This window comes from Flavobacterium cyclinae (genome assembly GCF_021172145.1).
Lineage (GTDB): Bacteria > Bacteroidota > Bacteroidia > Flavobacteriales > Flavobacteriaceae > Flavobacterium > Flavobacterium cyclinae.
Genome location: NZ_CP089095.1, coordinates 2249899 through 2267768, shown reverse-complemented (window position 1 = coordinate 2267768; position 17870 = coordinate 2249899). Strand labels below are relative to the sequence as shown.

At 27.1% G+C, this 17870-nt stretch carries 18 protein-coding genes; 5 read left to right on the top strand and 13 right to left on the bottom strand.

Features of this window, described 5'->3' with window-relative positions; genetic code table 11:
- Positions 1-10 precede the first annotated feature (10 nt).
- The 3 genes from LOS86_RS10545 (at position 11) to LOS86_RS10530 (ending at position 2924) form a co-directional block, all read left to right on the top strand.
- A complete protein-coding gene (locus tag LOS86_RS10545; RefSeq protein ID WP_231842067.1) occupies positions 11-1351 on the top strand; it encodes a 2TM domain-containing protein in 1341 nt (446 codons plus the stop codon).
- An 84-nt stretch (positions 1352-1435) separates the two neighbouring features.
- Complete coding sequence (locus tag LOS86_RS13680; protein WP_309508759.1) at positions 1436-2092, top strand: 2TM domain-containing protein; 657 nt, start codon at positions 1436-1438, stop codon at positions 2090-2092.
- Between the two features lie 64 nt (positions 2093-2156).
- The gene (locus LOS86_RS10530; RefSeq protein ID WP_231842066.1) at positions 2157-2924 is read left to right on the top strand and encodes a LytR/AlgR family response regulator transcription factor; all 768 of its coding nucleotides are present in this window, start codon (positions 2157-2159) and stop codon (positions 2922-2924) included.
- Here the strand turns inward: LOS86_RS10530 and LOS86_RS10525 are convergent, their stop codons facing one another.
- The 12 genes from LOS86_RS10525 to LOS86_RS10470 all read right to left on the bottom strand — a co-directional run bounded on the left by LOS86_RS10525 (position 2925) and on the right by LOS86_RS10470 (position 15029).
- On the bottom strand, positions 2925-4211 hold the full coding sequence (locus LOS86_RS10525) for an Ntn hydrolase family protein (RefSeq protein WP_231842065.1): 1287 nt from the start codon (positions 4209-4211) through the stop codon (positions 2925-2927).
- A gap of 89 nt (positions 4212-4300) precedes the next feature.
- Positions 4301-4981, bottom strand: a complete 681-nt coding sequence (locus LOS86_RS10520) for an ABC transporter ATP-binding protein (RefSeq protein ID WP_231842064.1) — start codon at positions 4979-4981, stop codon at positions 4301-4303.
- Positions 4978-5895, bottom strand: coding sequence for an ABC transporter permease (locus LOS86_RS10515; RefSeq protein WP_231842063.1), 918 nt, complete (start codon positions 5893-5895; stop codon positions 4978-4980). Before LOS86_RS10515 ends, LOS86_RS10520 begins: the two co-directional genes overlap by 4 nt.
- Complete coding sequence (locus tag LOS86_RS10510; protein WP_231842062.1) at positions 5895-6914, bottom strand: COX15/CtaA family protein; 1020 nt, start codon at positions 6912-6914, stop codon at positions 5895-5897. The genes LOS86_RS10515 and LOS86_RS10510 overlap by 1 nt, the downstream gene beginning before the upstream one ends.
- Before the next feature lie 74 nt (positions 6915-6988).
- Positions 6989-8404 carry a CCA tRNA nucleotidyltransferase gene (locus LOS86_RS10505; protein WP_231842061.1) on the bottom strand — a complete coding sequence of 472 codons (1416 nt, stop codon included), beginning with the start codon at positions 8402-8404 and terminating at the stop codon, positions 6989-6991.
- 26 nt (positions 8405-8430) lie between these two features.
- Positions 8431-8814 carry a GxxExxY protein gene (locus LOS86_RS10500; protein ID WP_231842060.1) on the bottom strand — a complete coding sequence of 128 codons (384 nt, stop codon included), beginning with the start codon at positions 8812-8814 and terminating at the stop codon, positions 8431-8433.
- 37 nt (positions 8815-8851) lie between these two features.
- Positions 8852-9412 (bottom strand): L-threonylcarbamoyladenylate synthase, encoded by a 561-nt coding sequence (locus LOS86_RS10495; RefSeq protein ID WP_231842059.1) that lies wholly within the window; start codon positions 9410-9412, stop codon positions 8852-8854.
- A gap of 9 nt (positions 9413-9421) precedes the next feature.
- Entirely contained in the window at positions 9422-10555 is a 1134-nt protein-coding gene (locus LOS86_RS10490) for an acyltransferase family protein (protein ID WP_231842058.1), read from the bottom strand.
- An 8-nt stretch (positions 10556-10563) separates the two neighbouring features.
- On the bottom strand, positions 10564-11319 hold the full coding sequence (locus tag LOS86_RS10485; RefSeq protein WP_231842057.1) for an FkbM family methyltransferase: 756 nt from the start codon (positions 11317-11319) through the stop codon (positions 10564-10566).
- Between the two features lie 10 nt (positions 11320-11329).
- Positions 11330-12298, bottom strand: coding sequence for a glycosyltransferase (locus tag LOS86_RS10480; RefSeq protein ID WP_231842056.1), 969 nt, complete (start codon positions 12296-12298; stop codon positions 11330-11332).
- A gap of 4 nt (positions 12299-12302) precedes the next feature.
- A complete protein-coding gene (locus LOS86_RS10475; RefSeq protein ID WP_231842055.1) occupies positions 12303-13259 on the bottom strand; it encodes a WaaS/CpsH family glycosyltransferase in 957 nt (318 codons plus the stop codon).
- Positions 13260-13268: 9 nt separating this feature from the next.
- Positions 13269-15029 carry a sulfatase-like hydrolase/transferase gene (locus LOS86_RS10470; protein WP_231842054.1) on the bottom strand — a complete coding sequence of 587 codons (1761 nt, stop codon included), beginning with the start codon at positions 15027-15029 and terminating at the stop codon, positions 13269-13271.
- A gap of 158 nt (positions 15030-15187) precedes the next feature.
- On the opposite strand from LOS86_RS10470, the gene LOS86_RS10465 reads away from it, so the two are divergent.
- Positions 15188-15952 carry a lipopolysaccharide kinase InaA family protein gene (locus tag LOS86_RS10465; protein ID WP_231842053.1) on the top strand — a complete coding sequence of 255 codons (765 nt, stop codon included), beginning with the start codon at positions 15188-15190 and terminating at the stop codon, positions 15950-15952.
- Positions 15953-15976: 24 nt separating this feature from the next.
- Positions 15977-16798, top strand: a complete 822-nt coding sequence (locus LOS86_RS10460; RefSeq protein ID WP_231842052.1) for a glycosyltransferase family 2 protein — start codon at positions 15977-15979, stop codon at positions 16796-16798.
- Here the strand turns inward: LOS86_RS10460 and LOS86_RS10455 are convergent.
- Positions 16788-17849: a glycosyltransferase family 9 protein gene (locus tag LOS86_RS10455; protein ID WP_231842051.1), complete on the bottom strand. Its 1062-nt coding sequence runs from the start codon at positions 17847-17849 to the stop codon at positions 16788-16790. The genes LOS86_RS10460 and LOS86_RS10455 overlap by 11 nt on opposite strands.
- Positions 17850-17870 lie beyond the last annotated feature (21 nt).

Sequence of the window (17870 nt, the reverse complement as noted above, 5' to 3'; positions counted from 1 at the left end):
TTATAATATAATGATAAATAGGCTTATAAAAGAATTACCAAGAGCACTTGTAATTGCAGTTTTAATCTTTTTTGTATTACTTATAATTAGATTAATTTCAGGTGTAAGCATACAATTGAACAAAAATTTAGCTGCAAACTTTGGATATACCATGCTTTATGGATTAACCTTGTATTTTGCGAATGCTTATTTATTCATGTTTTTAGATGATAAATTTGAAGTTGATCGATTTTCAAAAAAAAGAATAACAATTGGTTTTTTAGGATCATTTATTATTTCCGTTTTTATCATTTTTTTGCTTCGAATATTTGAGGATATAGTAATTGAAAACAAAACTTTTGAAGCTTTTTTTGCTTCTGAAACTGCTGCAAATTATTTAGTTACTATTGTTATTACCTTTATTGTAACTCTTGCATTTCATGCTTTTTATTTTTATAAAGCTTATCAAGAAAATAAAGTAAAAGAGCAAAAAATTATTGCTGGTACGGCTTCGGCACAGTTTGAAAGTTTAAAAAATCAAATTGATCCTCATTTTCTTTTTAATAGTTTAAATGTATTGAGTTCGCTAATTGAAGAAAATCCAGATAATGCTCAAAAATTTACGACTTCGTTATCTAAAGTTTATCGTTATGTTTTGGAGCAAAAAGATAAAGAATTGGTGTCGGTTGCAGAAGAACTTCAATTTGCTAAAACCTATATGAATTTATTAAAAATGCGATTTGAGAACAGCATCACATTTGAAATTCCAGAAGATTTTGATAACGAAGAGGCTAAAGTAGTTCCGTTGTCTTTGCAACTATTATTAGAAAATTGTATTAAGCACAATGTAGTTAGCGAAACAAAACCCCTGCATATAAAAATAAGCATCGAGAATAATCAACTTGTTGTAACAAATAATCTTCAAAAGAAAGAAGTATTAACAGATCGCAAAGGTGTAGGATTACAAAACATTGTAAATCGCTATGCTATATTAACTAAAAGAACCGTATTGGTAGAAGAAAACGAGAAAGAGTTTAAAATTTTTCTACCAATTTTAACTAAACAAATTACCATCATGGAAACACAAAATATTTATAATGAAAATTTAGCTTATCAAAGAGCAAAAGACAAAGTAGAACAATTAAAAGGATTTTATGGAAATTTAATTTCTTACTGTTTAGTAATTCCCATATTGATTATTATTAATTTAAGAACGTCTAATTTTCAGTGGTTTTGGTTTCCTATGCTAGGATGGGGACTTGGTTTAACTTTTCATGCTTTAGAAACTTTTGGATATGGTAAATCATGGGAAGAGAAAAAAATTCAGGAAATTTTAGAAAAAGAAAATAAAGAACATACTAAATGGAAATAGCTTAAATCGCATTTAATTTAAAGTTTGTTTAGGCAAACATTGTAATAAAAATAACGATATTCTATATATCAAAAAATAAAACAAATGAAAAAGGATTATGAATTTGAACAGTATCAAAAAGCTCAAAAAAGACTGAAAAATATTAAGGGTTTCTATAGACATCTATATATTTTCTTAATCGTAATGATTATTTTGATATTTATTAATTTAAAATATACACCCGAAGTATTATGGGTAATTTGGGTGTTTTTAGGCGCTGGAATCCCAGTTTTTATTCACGGAATTAAAGTTTTTAAGTTGGATACTGTTTTTAATTCGGAATGGAAAGACAATAAAATACAACAACTTTTAGAAAAAGATAATTTAATTACAAATGAAATGAATACTCATAACAGCAATACAATAAGAACCTATCAATCAAATGAATATAATAATTCAAACGAAGGTGATATTAAATACCAAGAAGCACTAAAAAGAGTTAAAAAGATTAAAGGGTTTTATACGCATAGTTTGGTTTATTTAGTAATCAATACGATGATTGTAATTATTAATATTCAAAACTTACATGAAGGAGAAAGTTATTTCCAAATGCATAATTTTTTCACAGCGTTTTTTTGGGGAATTGGGTTAGTCGCTCACGGACTTTCGGTTTTTTTGCCGAATTGGATTATGGGACAAAATTGGGAAGAACGTAAGATTAAAGAAATTATGGAGAAAGAAAAGGCGAATAAGTGGGAGTAATTAGTCACAGTTTTCAGTCGCAGTTAGCAGACAACACACACTGGAACTTTAATCAAAAATAACAATGAACATAATAATAATTGAAGACGAAAAACCAGCAGCACGTTTGTTGCAAAGAAAAGTTGAAAAATTAGGATTGCAAGTCAATACCATGTTGCATTCTGTTGAAGAATCAATCGTTTGGTTTCAAAATAATCCGCATCCCGATTTGATTTTTTTAGACATTCAATTGTCTGATGGTTTGTCTTTTGAGATATTTGAGTACTTCGACAAAGCTCAACAACACATCAAAAGTGCCGTGATTTTCACAACTGCTTATGATGAATATGCGTTAAGAGCTTTTAAATTGAATAGTATCGATTATTTACTAAAACCAATAGATGAAGAAGATTTAGAAATTGCAGTCAATAAATTCAAAGCCAGAACCCAGTCGCAAAATATTTCATTAGATTTTGAAGCGATTAAACGCATGTTAGTTAATCCAGTTGAAAAGGAATTCAAAAAGCGTTTTTCAGTGAAAATTGGACAACAATTAAAAGTGATTTCTATTGATGAAGTAGAATGTTTTTACAGTGAAAACAAGGGAACGTATATTCACACTTTGGATAATCGTGATTATCTAATCGATGCTACTTTAGAAGTTGTAGAAGCTGAAATCAATCCAAAAGACTTTTATCGCATAAGTCGAAAATTCATAGTTCCATTGAAAGCGGTAAAGGAAATTCAGGTATACTCGAATTCAAGATTAAAAATTATTCTCCCAACATATAAAGACGATGAGGTTATTGTTGCCAGAGAACGTGTAAGTGATTTTAAGGAGTGGATTGGGTAACTAAAAATTAAAATAAAAACGCCAATACACAAAAAAACCAATTAAAATCAGATATAAAATAGTATTCAAGCTTAAAGTAATTACAGCTAAATTATTCCAATTTTTTTCTTGAATCAGTTTTAAATTGAATCGAATTAATGGAATAATTATTACTAAAAACACATAAGGTAAATAAGAAGTTAGGCTTACAGCAATACTTGAATTGCTCTTATAAGGCGAAGCAAAATAGAAAATATTGATATTTGTACTTAATACAAACATATAATAGAATAAAATAATTCCAAAAAGGACTAAAAGTAATTTGATACTGTTGAAGTTATCGGTTTTTCTGTTTTTTAAATAATTCACTAAAAAGTATACCGAACTCATTGCAAAGAATAATCCGAAAAACACTAAAAATAAACGTAAAATATCATTGTTATGCGGTATTTGATACGAAGCTAGTTTTTCAAATTCAGTATTTTTTGGAAATAAAGTATCTACTTTTATAATGTGATTGCCTTTTGCCAGTTCTTCTTTTATGTTAAATTGTATGGTTGTATCGTATTTATGATAGAAGTATAAATTCACAATTCCGTTTGTGTTATCCCAAATAGAAGATAATAGTGTTCCATCACCAATTTTTTCTCTGCAAACATGCATGGTGTCCGATAATTTTTGGCAAAATTCTAAATCGGTTTCTAATTTGTTATTCAAAAATAAAACACCTTTTTGATAACGTTCTAATTTAAAAGCATCTTCTTTTGAAGTTATCGATGGACAAAAATTAGATAAAACATAACTTGCCTCATTACCCGAAATAATTTTGTAAGGTTCCACCACAATATATTTCCCGGTTTTATCTACGTAAATGAAAACGTCTTCTATAAAATAACTGTAATCATATTTTTCAATATATTTTTTTACCTCTTCAACAGTTTTACAAGTATGAAGAATGTCTTTTAGATATTGTGTTGGATTCGTTATTTTAAGTTGGTTTTTGAAATTGGAATTCTTATTTTTAGGATGATACGATGCTAATCTCGAAAAAACTAAACCATGCTCATTCATTCCCGATTGAGGTGCATATCCATTTGTTCCATCGAATCGCGAACCTGTGAAAGCAGCTCCAAAATGATTTTTTTTGTTTCCAATTTCAAACCAAATATGAGGTGTAGTTCTCCAAGCATCTTCATTACAGCCCACCATAGTTCTGCCATTTTTGGTTACTTTGTACATACTACACGAGTAACTAATATGTATTGCAAAAACAAGTAAAAAACTGAAAATGATTTTGATACTTTTCATATTATTCAATAGGTTCTTTATTAGAACGATTGAAATATTAAAATGTTACAATAAATTCTTATTAGAATCGTAGATAAAAGAAAATTTAGCTACTTCAAATTCAGAAATTCAATTTTATTACCAATTGAATTTTTTTTCATTTCATTTTCTAGTTGGTAAAAATCTGATTTAAGCACTCTTTTTGAAATGGAATTGTTTTCAAGAATCATTATTTCGTCACAAGTATCATTTAATGTTGAGAAAATGTGAGAAGAAATAATTATTGTTTTTCCTAGTTCTTTTAATTTATGTATGATCTCGGTTATTATGATATTACTTTGAATGTCAACTCCATTAAAAGGCTCGTCTAAAATGAAATATTTGTTTTCTTGAAGCAAAATAGCTGTTAGGGCTAATTTCTTTTTCATTCCGGTAGAATACTTTGATGCATATTCATTTAACGGTAAGTCAAAAATATTATTTTTTTCGAAGTCAATAGTATGTATATTTCTTGCATTACATAATAATTGAATATATTCTTTTCCAGTAATTTTTGGAAAAAAGTAAGGTTCTGTTACCAATAAACCTAAATGATTTTTTAATAAAGGATAGTCAGATTTTATTTTGCCATCATACGGTTCTAAACCTGCAATACAATTAAATAAAGTTGTTTTCCCAGCACCATTTTCTCCAACTAATCCGTAAACTTTTCCACTTTCAAAAAGTAAATTTATAGACTGTAGTACAACCTTGTTGTCATATTTTTTTGATAAATTTTCAATTTGAATCATTTGAGAAGCGGTTTGAGTTGTTTTAACGATTGAAGGTAAAAATATGGAATTACAATAACTAACAATGGTGGAAAATAAATGCAAAAGGCAAGTAATACACTTTGAATAATATTCATTTTATCTGGATAAGCAGCATATTTTGCTAAAATAATAGTTACTAGGAATAAGTAACCAATTGCTAAAAAAGTTACAATTGATTCTATTTTATCGAAAAACAAAATGACTAAAATTGTAGTAAATGGGAGAACTATGAAGGAACTATATAGAATAGAAGTCTTAATTTTTTCGATTAAAAAAGATTTAGGATTTAAATTATAACTCCACACAAAAAACGAAGTTTCGGGAACGGAATAATAAGAAAATAAGATTAGAAAAATTGAAATTAAAGCTGCTATTCCAAGATTTAGATTGGTTACTTCAATTGCTTTAAATAATAAGAATATTGAAATAAGGAAAATATAAAAAGTATTTCTAAAACCAATAGTAAATTCGAAAGGCTTTTTTGAAAAAGGGGTTGGAATGATAAAATTATAAATAGATTTTATATTTATAAACCCTAAAATGATTGCTAAAATTAGATATGCAGGTATAAATAAGAAATTTTTAAGATAGATTAAAAAAGCAATGAAAGGTAGAGCAATTAAAATGTTTTCGGTAATTCTAATGAGTTTATAATCTGAGGATTTAAAACAATATTTTAAAAATCTATTTCGAGTAACTTCACTAAGTTTTAGAATCAGAATACAATAGGTTAAAATGTAAAGATAAGTTGCATAATCTACTTTTTCAAAAAGGGTTTTGGAACCCAAAATGAAAACAAAAATCAGAATAAAATAACCTAAAATTATAGGCATTCCATATTCAATAAACGAACGATTTATCATTTTATATTGAAGATGGAAATAGTATTTCATTATTTACTAAATCTATGTAACGTAAACGTCATGGCTGTTAATAAAAAGAACGCCATAATTTGATGCGCTAATCCTAACCAAAGTGGTACGTGGAATAATAAAGTGAAAACTCCTAAAATAAATTGAATAAACACAAAAACTAATAAGGTTTTAATACCAGAACCTTGCGTTTTATCTAAAGTAAATTTTCTACTTTTTATGAATAAGAAAATAATCATTCCCACTACTACATAAGCGAATGTTCGGTGAATGAATTGAACGCCACTTTTTCCTTCTGTAAAAGATAACAATAAATTTGATTGTTCTAATTTTATACTTTCATGAAAGAATTGTCCATCACTCATTAAAGGCCAATGGTTGTGAATTAATCCCGCATTTAAACCTGCAACAAAACCTCCGTAAATGATTTGAATGATTAAAATTGCTAAAGCAATACGTGCAATTTTTTGCAGTTCTAAAACGGGTGATTTTCTTTCAGGGTAAATTAAATCCAAGGCAACCCAAAGCGTGTAAGCAAACGTAATAAAAGCAAAAGTTAAGTGAATTGCTAGTCTGAAGTGACTCACATCGGGCATGTCTTTTAAACCGCTGGCTACCATGAACCAACCTAAGAATCCTTGAAAAGCCCCCATTCCTAATAAAACAAAGCACTTTTTAATCGTTTCTTTGTCTAGTTTCTTCTTGATTAAAAAATATACAAACGGAATAATGAAAACCACACCAATAATACGACCTATAAATCGGTGGAACCATTCCCAAAAGAAGATGAATTTATAATCTTCTAATTGAAAATCTTTGTGTTTGTTAATTAATTGGTATTCTGGATATTTTTTGTATTCTTCAAATGCTTCTACCCATTTTTCTTCCGACAAAGGAGGGAAGGTGTCGTTGATTAAATGCCAATCGGTCATCGATAAACCAGAGTTGGTTAAACGTGTAATTCCACCAACAGTTACCATGATAAATAACAAAACACATCCCGAAAGTAGCCAGTAAATAACTGATTTATTAGTTTTCATATTTCTTGATATTCAAAAAGCACCCCAAATTTACGCAATGCTAATTTGAAAAGTGCTTTAACAGATTATAATTTTTATACTTTTTTCAATCCCATTTTTGAAGCTTTGTTTAGGACAAAATCCTTAGCAGCTTCATATTCATTAGGAATTTCACCTTCTAAAATAGCTTCTTTAACCGCTTCTTTCAAAACTCCAATTTCTCTACAAGGTTTCAAACCAAATAACTCCATAATTTCTTCACCTGAAATAGGAGGTTGAAATACACGAACTCGGTCTTTTTCTTCCACTTCTACTATCTTTTCTTTTACGATGTCGAAGTTCTTGTGGTATTTTTGAAATTTCTTTGGATTTTTAGTCGTGATATCCGCTTTACATAAGGTCATTAAACTATCAATATCTTCGCCTGCATCAAAAACCAAACGACGAACAGCGCTATCCGTAACAATATCTTCTGCAATTACAATTGGTCGCGAGCTCATAGTAACCATTTTTTGCACGAATTTCATCTTGTGATTCAATGGCATGTGCAAACGTTCAAATATTTTTTTGACCATTTTTCCACCTAAAAATTCATGTCCGTGAAATGTCCAACCTTGTTTTTTGTTGAATCTTTTGGTTGGTGCTTTGCCTATGTCGTGTAACAATGCAGCCCATCGCAACCAAATATCATCGGTATTTGGACAAATGTTATCTACTACCTCTAAAGTATGATAAAAATTGTTTTTATGTGTATGACCTTCCACTTCTTCTACATTATTTAAAGCTGTAAGTTCAGGTAAAATAATGTCTAATAAACCCGTTTGATACAAATGTAAAAATCCGATTGAAGGTTTATTTGAAGCAAGAATTTTATGCAATTCATCAACAATTCGTTCGCCTGAAATAATGTTGATTCGCTCTATATTTTTAGTAATTGCCTCTAAGGATTCAGATTCGATTTCGAAATTCAATTGCGTAGCAAAACGAATGGCTCGCATCATTCGTAACGGATCATCTGAATACGTAATATCTGGATTTAAAGGTGTTTTGATGATTTTGTTTTTCAAATCTTCTACACCATTAAATGGGTCAACTAAATCTCCAAAGTTTTCAGAATTCAAAGAAAAAGCTAACGCATTTATGGTAAAATCTCTTCGTTCTTGGTCGTCTTTTAACGTTCCGTTTTCCACTAATGGATTTCGGCTATCGTGTGTGTAAGATTCTTTTCTAGCGCCAACAAACTCCACATCAATGTCATCGTAGCGCAACATTGCAGTTCCATAGTTTTTAAAAACTTGTACTTTTGGATGAAATGGAATCAACTCGGATACTTTTAATGCTAGTTCAATTCCGCTACCCACGGCAACGATGTCGATGTCTTTTTTGTGATCTCGTTCAAGTAAAATATCGCGAACAAAACCACCAATCACATAGCATTCCAAGTTAAGCTCATGGGCTGCTTGAGAAATGATTTTGAAGATGGTATGTTCTAAATGTTGTTTGTAATTCATATTATTACCGCAGATTCGCAGATTTTTTATTTTCTTGAAAGGGCAACTCTTTTGTGTTCAAGAGATACAGAATTAAAATTAACTAAAAGTGCTAATTCATTTCCTGAAACTTTCAAATAATTTAAACATTGATTGTAATGAGCATTGTTAAAACAATCGACAGTTTTTATTTCTAATATTATTTCGTTAAAAACTACAAAATCAGCATAAAATTTATGTTTCAACACAGTGTTTTTATAGTTTACTACGTATTCTTTTTCTCTTTCGTATGGAATGTTTGCTTGTTGCAACTCAAATTCAATGGCGTCTTTATATACAATTTCAGAAAAACCTTTTCCTAAATTTTTATGGACTTCAAATAGAATTCCAATAATTTGATAAGTTTTGTCTTTATATAAAAATTCTTCCATAAAACTATTTTAATCAGCGAATCTGCGGTGCTTTTTTTTACTTGCGAATCACTTTTACCTGACTATCTAAACTTAATTTAATAATCGTAGAAGGATTTTTGCAAACTTTATCGAGGTGCAAATTTACTACATAGTCCACACCTTTTATAATTTCGGGACTAATTTCTTTGAAAGTTTTTGGAGTAGGTTCGCCTGAAATATTAGCTGAAGTGGAAACTAATGGTTTTTTCATGCGTTCCATTAGTTTAAAACAAAAAGGTTCGGTAACTAATCGAACTCCTAAAGTGTTATCTTCAGCAACGATATTTTTGGCAACATTTCTAGGATTGTCTAGTATTAAAGTAGTTGGCTTTTCTGATAAATCTAAAATTTGCCAAGCTACATCTGGAATTTCTTTGAAAACGTTGTACATCATGCGTTCACCATTAAGTAAAACAATCATGCTTTTGGTTTCTTCACGTTGTTTTAAAGCATAAATTTTTTTTACGGCTTCTTCATTGGTGGCATCGCAACCAATTCCCCAAACCGTATCGGTTGGATATAAAATAATGCCTCCGTTTTTGATGACTTCAAATGCGTTGTGTACTTCAGTTTTCATAAATTGTAACTATTTATTTTTTAAATTCATTGAAGGCAATTCTATGTATTTATAAGTAATTTGACTTAATAGAATAACTGGAAATATGGTAAGTGCAATAATTGACCAATGCTCAATTTGTGATAATTTTGATGCTTTTTCAAATCCTATAAAAAAATAGAAAACTGTGAACAAAATAATTCCGTGAAGTAAATAGATACTATATGTTATTTGACCCAATTTTCTTGAGAAAGAATTTGATAAAAGACCAAAAAAGGAATTTCCGTTAGCAATAATAAAAAGGACAAAAAATGAAATTAGTATAGGAATTATTTTTCTTCCGCTATGGAAATAATTAATTGATATAAAAAGCAGAAATAATGCTATAAATGTATATATTGATTTCTTAAAAAATTGATATTTTTTTTCTTTCATTAATAACCCTATTGCTATTCCAAAAATAAAAGGCACAAAATTTTTAAAAGATGGTTTATAGATACTTAAAATAATTAAAAATGCAATAACAAAACCAACTATAATTTTATAGTTTACTTTAATTTTTAGAATAACTGCAAAAACGGGTAATAAGAAATAAAACATCCATTCATAAGGTAAAGTCCAGGTAACTCCTGCGTTTAGAATGAATGTATTATTTATATTGTTAATGTTTTTTGGGCCATCAATAGTGAATAAAATCCAGTTAATTATTTGTTTTATTAAATTGAAAAATGAATCGTTACGTTTTAACTTTGAAATAATTGCAATAAGAATAAAAATAATACAAATGGAAAAAAAATAAATTGGAAATAATCTATAAAATCGAGCAATGAGATATTTTTTCCAATTATAATCTATTGTGTTTTTATCGAGTATTTTTGAAATAAACAAAAATGCGGTAATAATAAAAAAAAATACTACACTTGTTTCGCCTAAATGATTGAATAAATTAGATTTAGGCTTTTCCCAGATATCTGTTTTTAAAAAATTATACCAAATATAGCTGTGATGAATAAAAACAAAAAATGCTAAATATCCTCGTAAGCCATCTATTTCAGGGTATTTAACATTAGTTACTGGGATTTTAATAAGAGAATTGGATACTAAAACAGATACAATAACTAATATTACTATAAAAATAATTAAAATCCCTATTTGGTAATCCATAAATAAAATTATATTTCAATTAATGATGTGTTATAGTAATATAATGTCCCTTCGGTTGTTGTATATAGCATAAAGTTATATTTATCTAGCGTATTCATAACTGTGTAGGCACATTTAGAAATCATTCTGTCGTGAGTTTCAACCATAATTACTTTAACTTTTGGTAACCAATTTTCATAATTTTTTTCAAATAAATCTTTTTCTGCACCTTCTATATCAATTTTCAAAATATCTACGGTTTTAAATTTATAGGTTTCAATTAGTTCATCTATAGTTGTAGATTCTATATCGTATTTTTCTGACGAAGTCACTTCTTTTATTACAAAACTATTTGTTGCATTAAAAGGATCTTCAACTTTAAAAAACCCTTTTTTATTAAATAACCCTTTATGAACTATTTCAATATCTTTTAAACCTTTAAGGTTTTTATGAATCATTTCCACATTTCCAGATTCAATTTCTAGAGAAACTATTTTAGATTTAGGATATTTTATCTTAAAAAATAATGTTGCTAAACCAACATTTGCTCCAGCATCTATAATTGTTTGCGGTTCAATAGGTAATTTTAAATTATAGATGTTATGATTGAACACTTCTTCAAATGTTTCTCTATCTTTTGTTTTTTTTCTTATGTATACTGTTCTACCTAAAATAGGTAAAGGTATTTTTTTTGTTTTAAGTTTTAATAAAATTACGATAATTATTGAGTCAATAAAATTGATGTTTTTTCTAACGTTTTTAAAAAAATATAGATGTCTGATCATGTTATTTGTTTTAGTTAAGTTGTCTTTTGTTTGCTATTTTATCTTTAAATTTATTTAAATAATATAAAAAAACTGATGATTTTTTCATTTTTTTATTAATTTCTATTATATATTGTTTGTTATTATTAATTATAAAATCGATATCAAAATTTATTGAATAAATATAATTTTTTTTAAGTGCTGTAAATTTATTATAATTTCTGAAATAAGATTTGTAAATTAAATATAAATGTTTATATTTTATTTTTTTTGTTTTATTTAAAATTGAATTAATAATTATAGTGTTCTCTTTTAATTTAATTGGATTTGTTACACCAATTTGTTGGTTAGAATGTATTCTATATGAAATAAGTTTTTCTCTACTATATAATAATGTTTTTCTGTAAGATAATATTAAAGCAATCCATTCATCATGATAAATACTATTTGTTTTTGGAAAGGGAAATATAAATTCTTTAGTTTCTTTTTTTATACATAATGTTGCTCCAGTTACCATATTTCTTATAGTTGTTCCATAATTATAGAGATCTGCTGGAGATTTAATAAAATGTTCAAGAAACAAAACGTTTTCCCATAGACTTTTATTTACTACTTTTTCACTACAATCATTAATTAAATAACCGTTTGAAAAAACACCTTCTGCATTTTTATTGGAATTAAATATTTCCATAATTTTAAATACCTTGTTTTTTTCCCAAACATCATCTTGATCGCTCAAAAATATATAATCTCCTGTCGATAATGTTATCGCTTTTTCAAAATTCTTATTGACATTTAAATTAATTTTATTTTGATATAATTTTATTAAAGTCGGATATTTTTCTATAAATGAATTAATTATTTCAATTGTTGAGTCACTAGATTGATCGTCACATATAATTATTTCATTTACTGCTAAAGTTTGGTTTATTATAGAATTCAGTTGTTCTGAAATATATTTTTCTCCATTAAAGGTGCAAACTGCTACTGATAATTTCATAAAACTATAAATTTAAATCATTTTTTATCCATCCATTAACGTAATATTTTTCATAAATATCATCATGAAGTTTTTTATAATCCGTTTCAAAAAAAGTTCTTGGAATTACAGGATTTTTGGAATCAATTAATAATATGTTATTTTCATTATAAAAATCATAGTTTTTAATATCGGAATTTGTTGTGATTAATTTTTTATGAAGTCCCAAGCTTTCAAAAACCCTAAATGATAAGCCGTTTTGGTTTTCTCTGTGAATATCTAATAAGACATTTGATTGTTCAATATATTTATTTACAACACTCAGTGGAATTGTTTCTTGTATTGAATTAATTAATGAATTATTACTTATTTTTTTCTTTTTATCAAAAATAAAAAATTTGTAAGGGATTTCAAGTAAGCTTAGTTTCTCTGCAATTTTAATAATTAAATCACTTCGTTTACCATAGGAAGAAATGTTAAAAACTTCAAAATCAGAATTCTTTTCAAAATTTACATTTTCTTGATAATTATAAATAAAATTAGTTTTAAATTTTAAATTGTATTTTTTACAATCTTCTTTTTCAAAAGAAAAAACTTCATCAAAACAAGGTAATACTTGAATTATTTTAGGGCATCTTTTGGTATTGTCGTTAAAAAAAGCAACAGATTTTTTTGTGTAATTTTTAATTTGAATAGCAAATTTAGGTGCTATAAAGTCACCTTTAATTGTTAAAATCAAATCTTGTGTTTCATTGTTTTTTTTTAATTCATCGATAATACAATTTCCATAAAATTTTGTTTTAAGATTTTTTTTAAATAAAATTTTTAAAAAAAAATTGTATAATCTGTGTAGAAATGTAGGATATTTATATTTAAATTTACTAAAATCAATATGATTTACTTTATGGTTATTATTCTCTAATGCTTTTGCTATGTGTTGATTAAAACCCCAATTATCAAAAGAAATTAATGTTATTTTCATAATTTATATTTATTTATAAAATTTTTTTATTTCTTTCATAGTCTCAAATATATATTCATCATTTGGTTCTTCATCTAAGACGTTTAAATTATTGTCTACAACGTCTAATAAACCAGATGTATATATGTTGGTTATTCTATTTGGTTCTATTATGGCAAATTTTTGATTATATCCACATATAAAAAAATCTCTTTTTGAAGTATCAAACAAGCTTTTTCCAGAAGAATAATCTTTAGGACTATTACTAACTCCTAAATAACTATTCATGATTGTTGGTGCAATATCGTAGTGTAGTGTTAAATGATTATATTTTTTTGGGGCTTTATTAAAATCATATAATAGAAATGGAGTGTTTATTTGGTATTTTGAAAAATTTCCACCATGTTGCCAATATCCTTTATTAGAATCATTAAATTCTTGTCCATGATCAGAGGTTATAATTATAATAGTGTTTTCTAATTTATTTTTTTTATTCAATTGAAATATTATATTACCAATTAAACTATCAATATAATGTAAACTATTTTTGTACCTATTAATTAGTGATTTTGGATCATAATCATCATCAAAAGCTAAATAATCAACATTTTCAAGATGAGGTTTAAAGGGGGCTTTGTATTTTTTCGGAAAATCAAATCCATGGGCAGAATCAAAAAATAAGAAACCAAAAAAAGGTTTTTTTTGATTGTAATTTTCAATATAGTTGGTCCAAGATTTAAAAATATTATGATCTCTTTCAGAAGGCGAATTACCCAAAGTATTTAACTTAAGATTTTTTACTTTGGTAAAAACATTTTTATTAAAAGGAGGGTTTTCTACAGTAGAACTACTTAATATATTGATATCATATTCTTGTTTAATGAATTGATCGATCATGACAGGGCTTTTATTTATTCCAGTAAATGAGTCAAAATAAGTTGCTGGAATTCCATAAAACATTGAGAATATACCACCTGTAGTCATATTTGACCCACTTTTATGATTTGTAAATTCTTGTGATTTTTTTTTAAAATTATATATGTTAGGAGTTATCTTTTCAGTTAAATAATCATATCTCCAAGAATCGATTACAATAATGAGAATGTTTTTGTTAGATGCATTATTAATATTATTAACAATTTTTTTTATAGGATAATTTATAGTTTTGGATTCTGTTTCTATTGATATTTCATTTTTAGATAAATCTTTATTTACAAGATTTAATTTTATAAATAAATTTTCAGCGGTTAAAGGATAATAGGCAGGAAATAGATTTTTAGTTTGGGTTATTTGTCTATAACTATTTGCATCAGACCATGCAAATCCGATATGAGAAATAAAAACAATTATTATTAGTGTTATCGAAGTAAATTTTATGGTTTTTTCAATTTTTTTATTTTCAAAATAAAATTTGTTAACTAGAAAAAATAATAAAATTTGCAAGCCAAAAACACCAATAATAAATAAAAATGCAGTAATATAATTTTCATTTGAAAATTGAAAAATATCGCTTGCTCTTTTGCCAAATGCCAATTTAAAAACCATAGGCGATAGATGATATCTAAATTGACTAAAAACTATTGTGTCTAATTTAATTAGAATTAAAAGTAAGCTCGATAATAAAATGTTTACAGATTTTGTTAATAATATATTTTTTGAAACAAAAAAAACTAAGAGCGAAAAGAATAATGGAATACTATTTAAAACGGCAAAATGAGCAATTTGTGAAATAATAATAAATATATTTGCATTTGTTGAATTTACATTATCAATAAAAGCATAATATTTCATTGAAATTATCAATGTTAAAAAAGTATTTATTAGAAAAATAAAAAATAATTTTTTCGAAAAAAATGTTTTAGAAATCATATTTTGTTTTTTGCAAAAATATATTATTGTAATTAAATATTAACGTAAATTCCGTGTCAATTTAATTTAAAATAATTTAAATGAAGTTTTTTATTAATAATAAATTTGAATACATACTAAAAAAAGTCACTTTTTTAATTGATAATTTTTTAATCGAAGGAAAAATTCTTGTAAATGGTCAAAGAAATACTATTAAATTATTTAAAGTTGAAGATATTACGTTAAATATAAAATCATTTAAAAAACCCAATTTAATAAACAAAATTGCGTATAGATATTTCAGAAAATCTAAAGCGCGTCGTTCTTTTGAGTTTGCTTCAAAATTGATGGAAATGCAAATTGGCACCCCCAACCCAGTAGCATTTTTTGAAAATTATGATTTTATAGGGCTAAAAGAAAGTTATTACGCTTGCGAACATCTTGAAAATGTTTTCGAATTTAGAGAAATTGTGCAAAATGAAGCTTTTGAAAATAGAGATTTTATCATTAGAAAGTTTACCCAATTCACTTTTGAAATGCATGAAAAAGGTATTGAATTCTTAGATCATTCACCAGGAAATACCTTAATTCGAAAAAATACAGATGGAAGTTATTCCTTTTTTCTTGTGGATTTGAATCGAATGAAGTTTCATGAATCGCTTGATTTTAAAACCCGAATGAAAAATTTATCGAAAATCACACATAAAAAAGACATGATTGTTGTGATGAGTAATGAGTATGCAAAACTTTCGGGTGAAGATGAAACTATTATTTTTGAAACCATGTGGGGATTAACGGCCGATTTCCAATATCGCTTTCACCGAAAAAAAAGAATCAAAAAGAAATTAAAGTTCTGGAAAAAGTAGTATTTTTCACTTTTAATTCGTTAGATGAAATTATCGGTAATTATTACTACTTACAATTCAGAAGAATGGCTTCAAAAAGTGCTTGTTGGGTATAGCATCCAAACTGAGCAAGACTTTGAGGTTGTTATTGCTGATGATGGTTCTACCGAAAAAACAAAGGCAGTAATTGAATCTTTTCAAAACCAATTTAAGTTTCCAATTGTTCATGTTTGGCAAGACGATAATGGGTTTCAAAAATGTAAAATCTTAAACAAAGCCATTTTAAAAACGAAATCCGAATATTTACTTTTTACCGATGGTGATTGTATTCCGCGAAAGGATTTTGTTGCCCAACATATAAAATACCAAGAGGAAGGCTATTTTCTTTCTGGAGGCTATTTTAAATTACCAATGGAAACGTCTCATAAAATTTCTCTTGAAAACATTCAAAATCAAGATTGTTTTTCGATTTCTTGGTTAATAAAAAATGGAGTTTCCAAAACGTTTAAATTATCAAAACTGACCAAAATTACACTTTTTGCGAATTTCATGAATTGGTTAACACCTACAAAACGTACCTTCAACGGACATAATACTTCTTGTTTTAAGAAAGATTTAATTGCCATAAATGGTTTTAACGAAGAAATGCAATATGGTGGATTAGATAGGGAAGTGGGGGAACGTTTATTCAATTACGGAATTTTATCGAAGCAAATTCGTTATAGTGCTGTTTGTTTGCATTTAGATCACAAAAGAGGTTATGCTACTCCAGAAACTTGGGAGAAAAATAACACCATTCGAAATTATAATAAAAAACACAATGTGACTTTTATTGAAAATGGTTTGTCTAATTACCTTAACGAATAATTTCAAAGAAACCCTTTAATTTCTCTTTTATTAAAGCAATCGGATATTCTTCAAAATATTTAAAGGTGTTTTCTTTAATGTATTTCTCGTCGAATTCAGTATAAATTTCGGGTTTCAAATCTTTTAAATGAATAGAGATGTTTTTCTCATCTTCAAAAATTTGCCAAGTTTCTTTATCAACACTCGGAGAAAAAAGTGAAAAAGTTGGAACAAACAATGCTTTTGCCATATTTACACTTCCGCCTTCGTTGCCAATTAAAGCATCACATTGCGACAATAAGCCTAAAAATGAACGTAAATCATTGGCATACAAATCAAAATAAATGCGTTGTTGTGTTTCGGGTTGACACAAATCGAAGATTTTTTGAGCCTCTTCTTTTTGTTTCGGAATGTAATTAAAAAGTAAATTCGCATCAGTTGTTTGAACGGTGAAATCTAACAATTCTGCCATTTTTTCAAACGGATAGGTTTTGTACCATTCACTACCTAAAATCCCAATCATAAAGGTTGGTTTGTCTTTTTTTAATGGAAATTTTGATAGCATTTCCTTTGCTTGATTAATTTCCAAGTCCGTTAAAAATACTTTTGGTTTATAATCGGTAATTTCTTCTTCAATAAGTGGTTTTAGTAAACGTAAACGGTTAATAATTGCCAATCCAATATCCGATTTTGTGCCGTTTTTTAATCGTTCAATATTGTAATTATAGAATATATTTGAATATCCTTTTTTATATGAAATTTTATATTTAGCGCCAGAGAATAGTGTAATTAAATTGGTTTCCAACTTACTATAAGCATCAATCACTGCATCATATTTGGTGCTTCTAATTTTGAAAATAAATTGAAAAAGGGAAAGATAATTTTTTCGCACTTTTTCTTCCAAAACAATAATATTATCAATGTTTGGATTGTTTTTTAGTACATCAACACAATTGGCGTAGCACATGTAGTCCACTTGCGCATTCGGATATTTTTGCTTCAAATTATTGGATAGAATAGTTGAGGTAAGTACGTCTCCAATTCGCTTTTGTTGTATGACTAAAATTTTCATTTTTGATAAATTATTTGGCTA

Bases quoted from the DNA above. Each gene is read 5' to 3' on its own strand.
- LOS86_RS10510 (WP_231842062.1), bottom strand. From the start codon at position 6,914: ATGAAAACTAATAAATCAGTTATTTACTGGCTACTTTCGGGATGTGTT.
- LOS86_RS10520 (WP_231842064.1), bottom strand. From the start codon at position 4,981: ATGATTCAAATTGAAAATTTATCAAAAAAATATGACAACAAGGTTGTA.
- LOS86_RS10475 (WP_231842055.1), bottom strand. From the start codon at position 13,259: ATGAAAATAACATTAATTTCTTTTGATAATTGGGGTTTTAATCAACAC.
- LOS86_RS10495 (WP_231842059.1), bottom strand. From the start codon at position 9,412: ATGAAAACTGAAGTACACAACGCATTTGAAGTCATCAAAAACGGAGGC.
- LOS86_RS10455 (WP_231842051.1), bottom strand. From the start codon at position 17,849: ATGAAAATTTTAGTCATACAACAAAAGCGAATTGGAGACGTACTTACC.
- LOS86_RS10500 (WP_231842060.1), bottom strand. From the start codon at position 8,814: ATGGAAGAATTTTTATATAAAGACAAAACTTATCAAATTATTGGAATT.
- LOS86_RS10490 (WP_231842058.1), bottom strand. From the start codon at position 10,555: ATGGATTACCAAATAGGGATTTTAATTATTTTTATAGTAATATTAGTT.
- LOS86_RS10485 (WP_231842057.1), bottom strand. From the start codon at position 11,319: ATGATCAGACATCTATATTTTTTTAAAAACGTTAGAAAAAACATCAAT.
- LOS86_RS10470 (WP_231842054.1), bottom strand. From the start codon at position 15,029: ATGAAATATTATGCTTTTATTGATAATGTAAATTCAACAAATGCAAAT.
- LOS86_RS10505 (WP_231842061.1), bottom strand. From the start codon at position 8,404: ATGAATTACAAACAACATTTAGAACATACCATCTTCAAAATCATTTCT.
- LOS86_RS10530 (WP_231842066.1), top strand. From the start codon at position 2,157: ATGAACATAATAATAATTGAAGACGAAAAACCAGCAGCACGTTTGTTG.
- LOS86_RS10515 (WP_231842063.1), bottom strand. From the start codon at position 5,895: ATGAAATACTATTTCCATCTTCAATATAAAATGATAAATCGTTCGTTT.
- LOS86_RS10545 (WP_231842067.1), top strand. From the start codon at position 11: ATGATAAATAGGCTTATAAAAGAATTACCAAGAGCACTTGTAATTGCA.
- LOS86_RS10480 (WP_231842056.1), bottom strand. From the start codon at position 12,298: ATGAAATTATCAGTAGCAGTTTGCACCTTTAATGGAGAAAAATATATT.
- LOS86_RS10460 (WP_231842052.1), top strand. From the start codon at position 15,977: ATGAAATTATCGGTAATTATTACTACTTACAATTCAGAAGAATGGCTT.
- LOS86_RS13680 (WP_309508759.1), top strand. From the start codon at position 1,436: ATGAAAAAGGATTATGAATTTGAACAGTATCAAAAAGCTCAAAAAAGA.
- LOS86_RS10465 (WP_231842053.1), top strand. From the start codon at position 15,188: ATGAAGTTTTTTATTAATAATAAATTTGAATACATACTAAAAAAAGTC.
- LOS86_RS10525 (WP_231842065.1), bottom strand. From the start codon at position 4,211: ATGAAAAGTATCAAAATCATTTTCAGTTTTTTACTTGTTTTTGCAATA.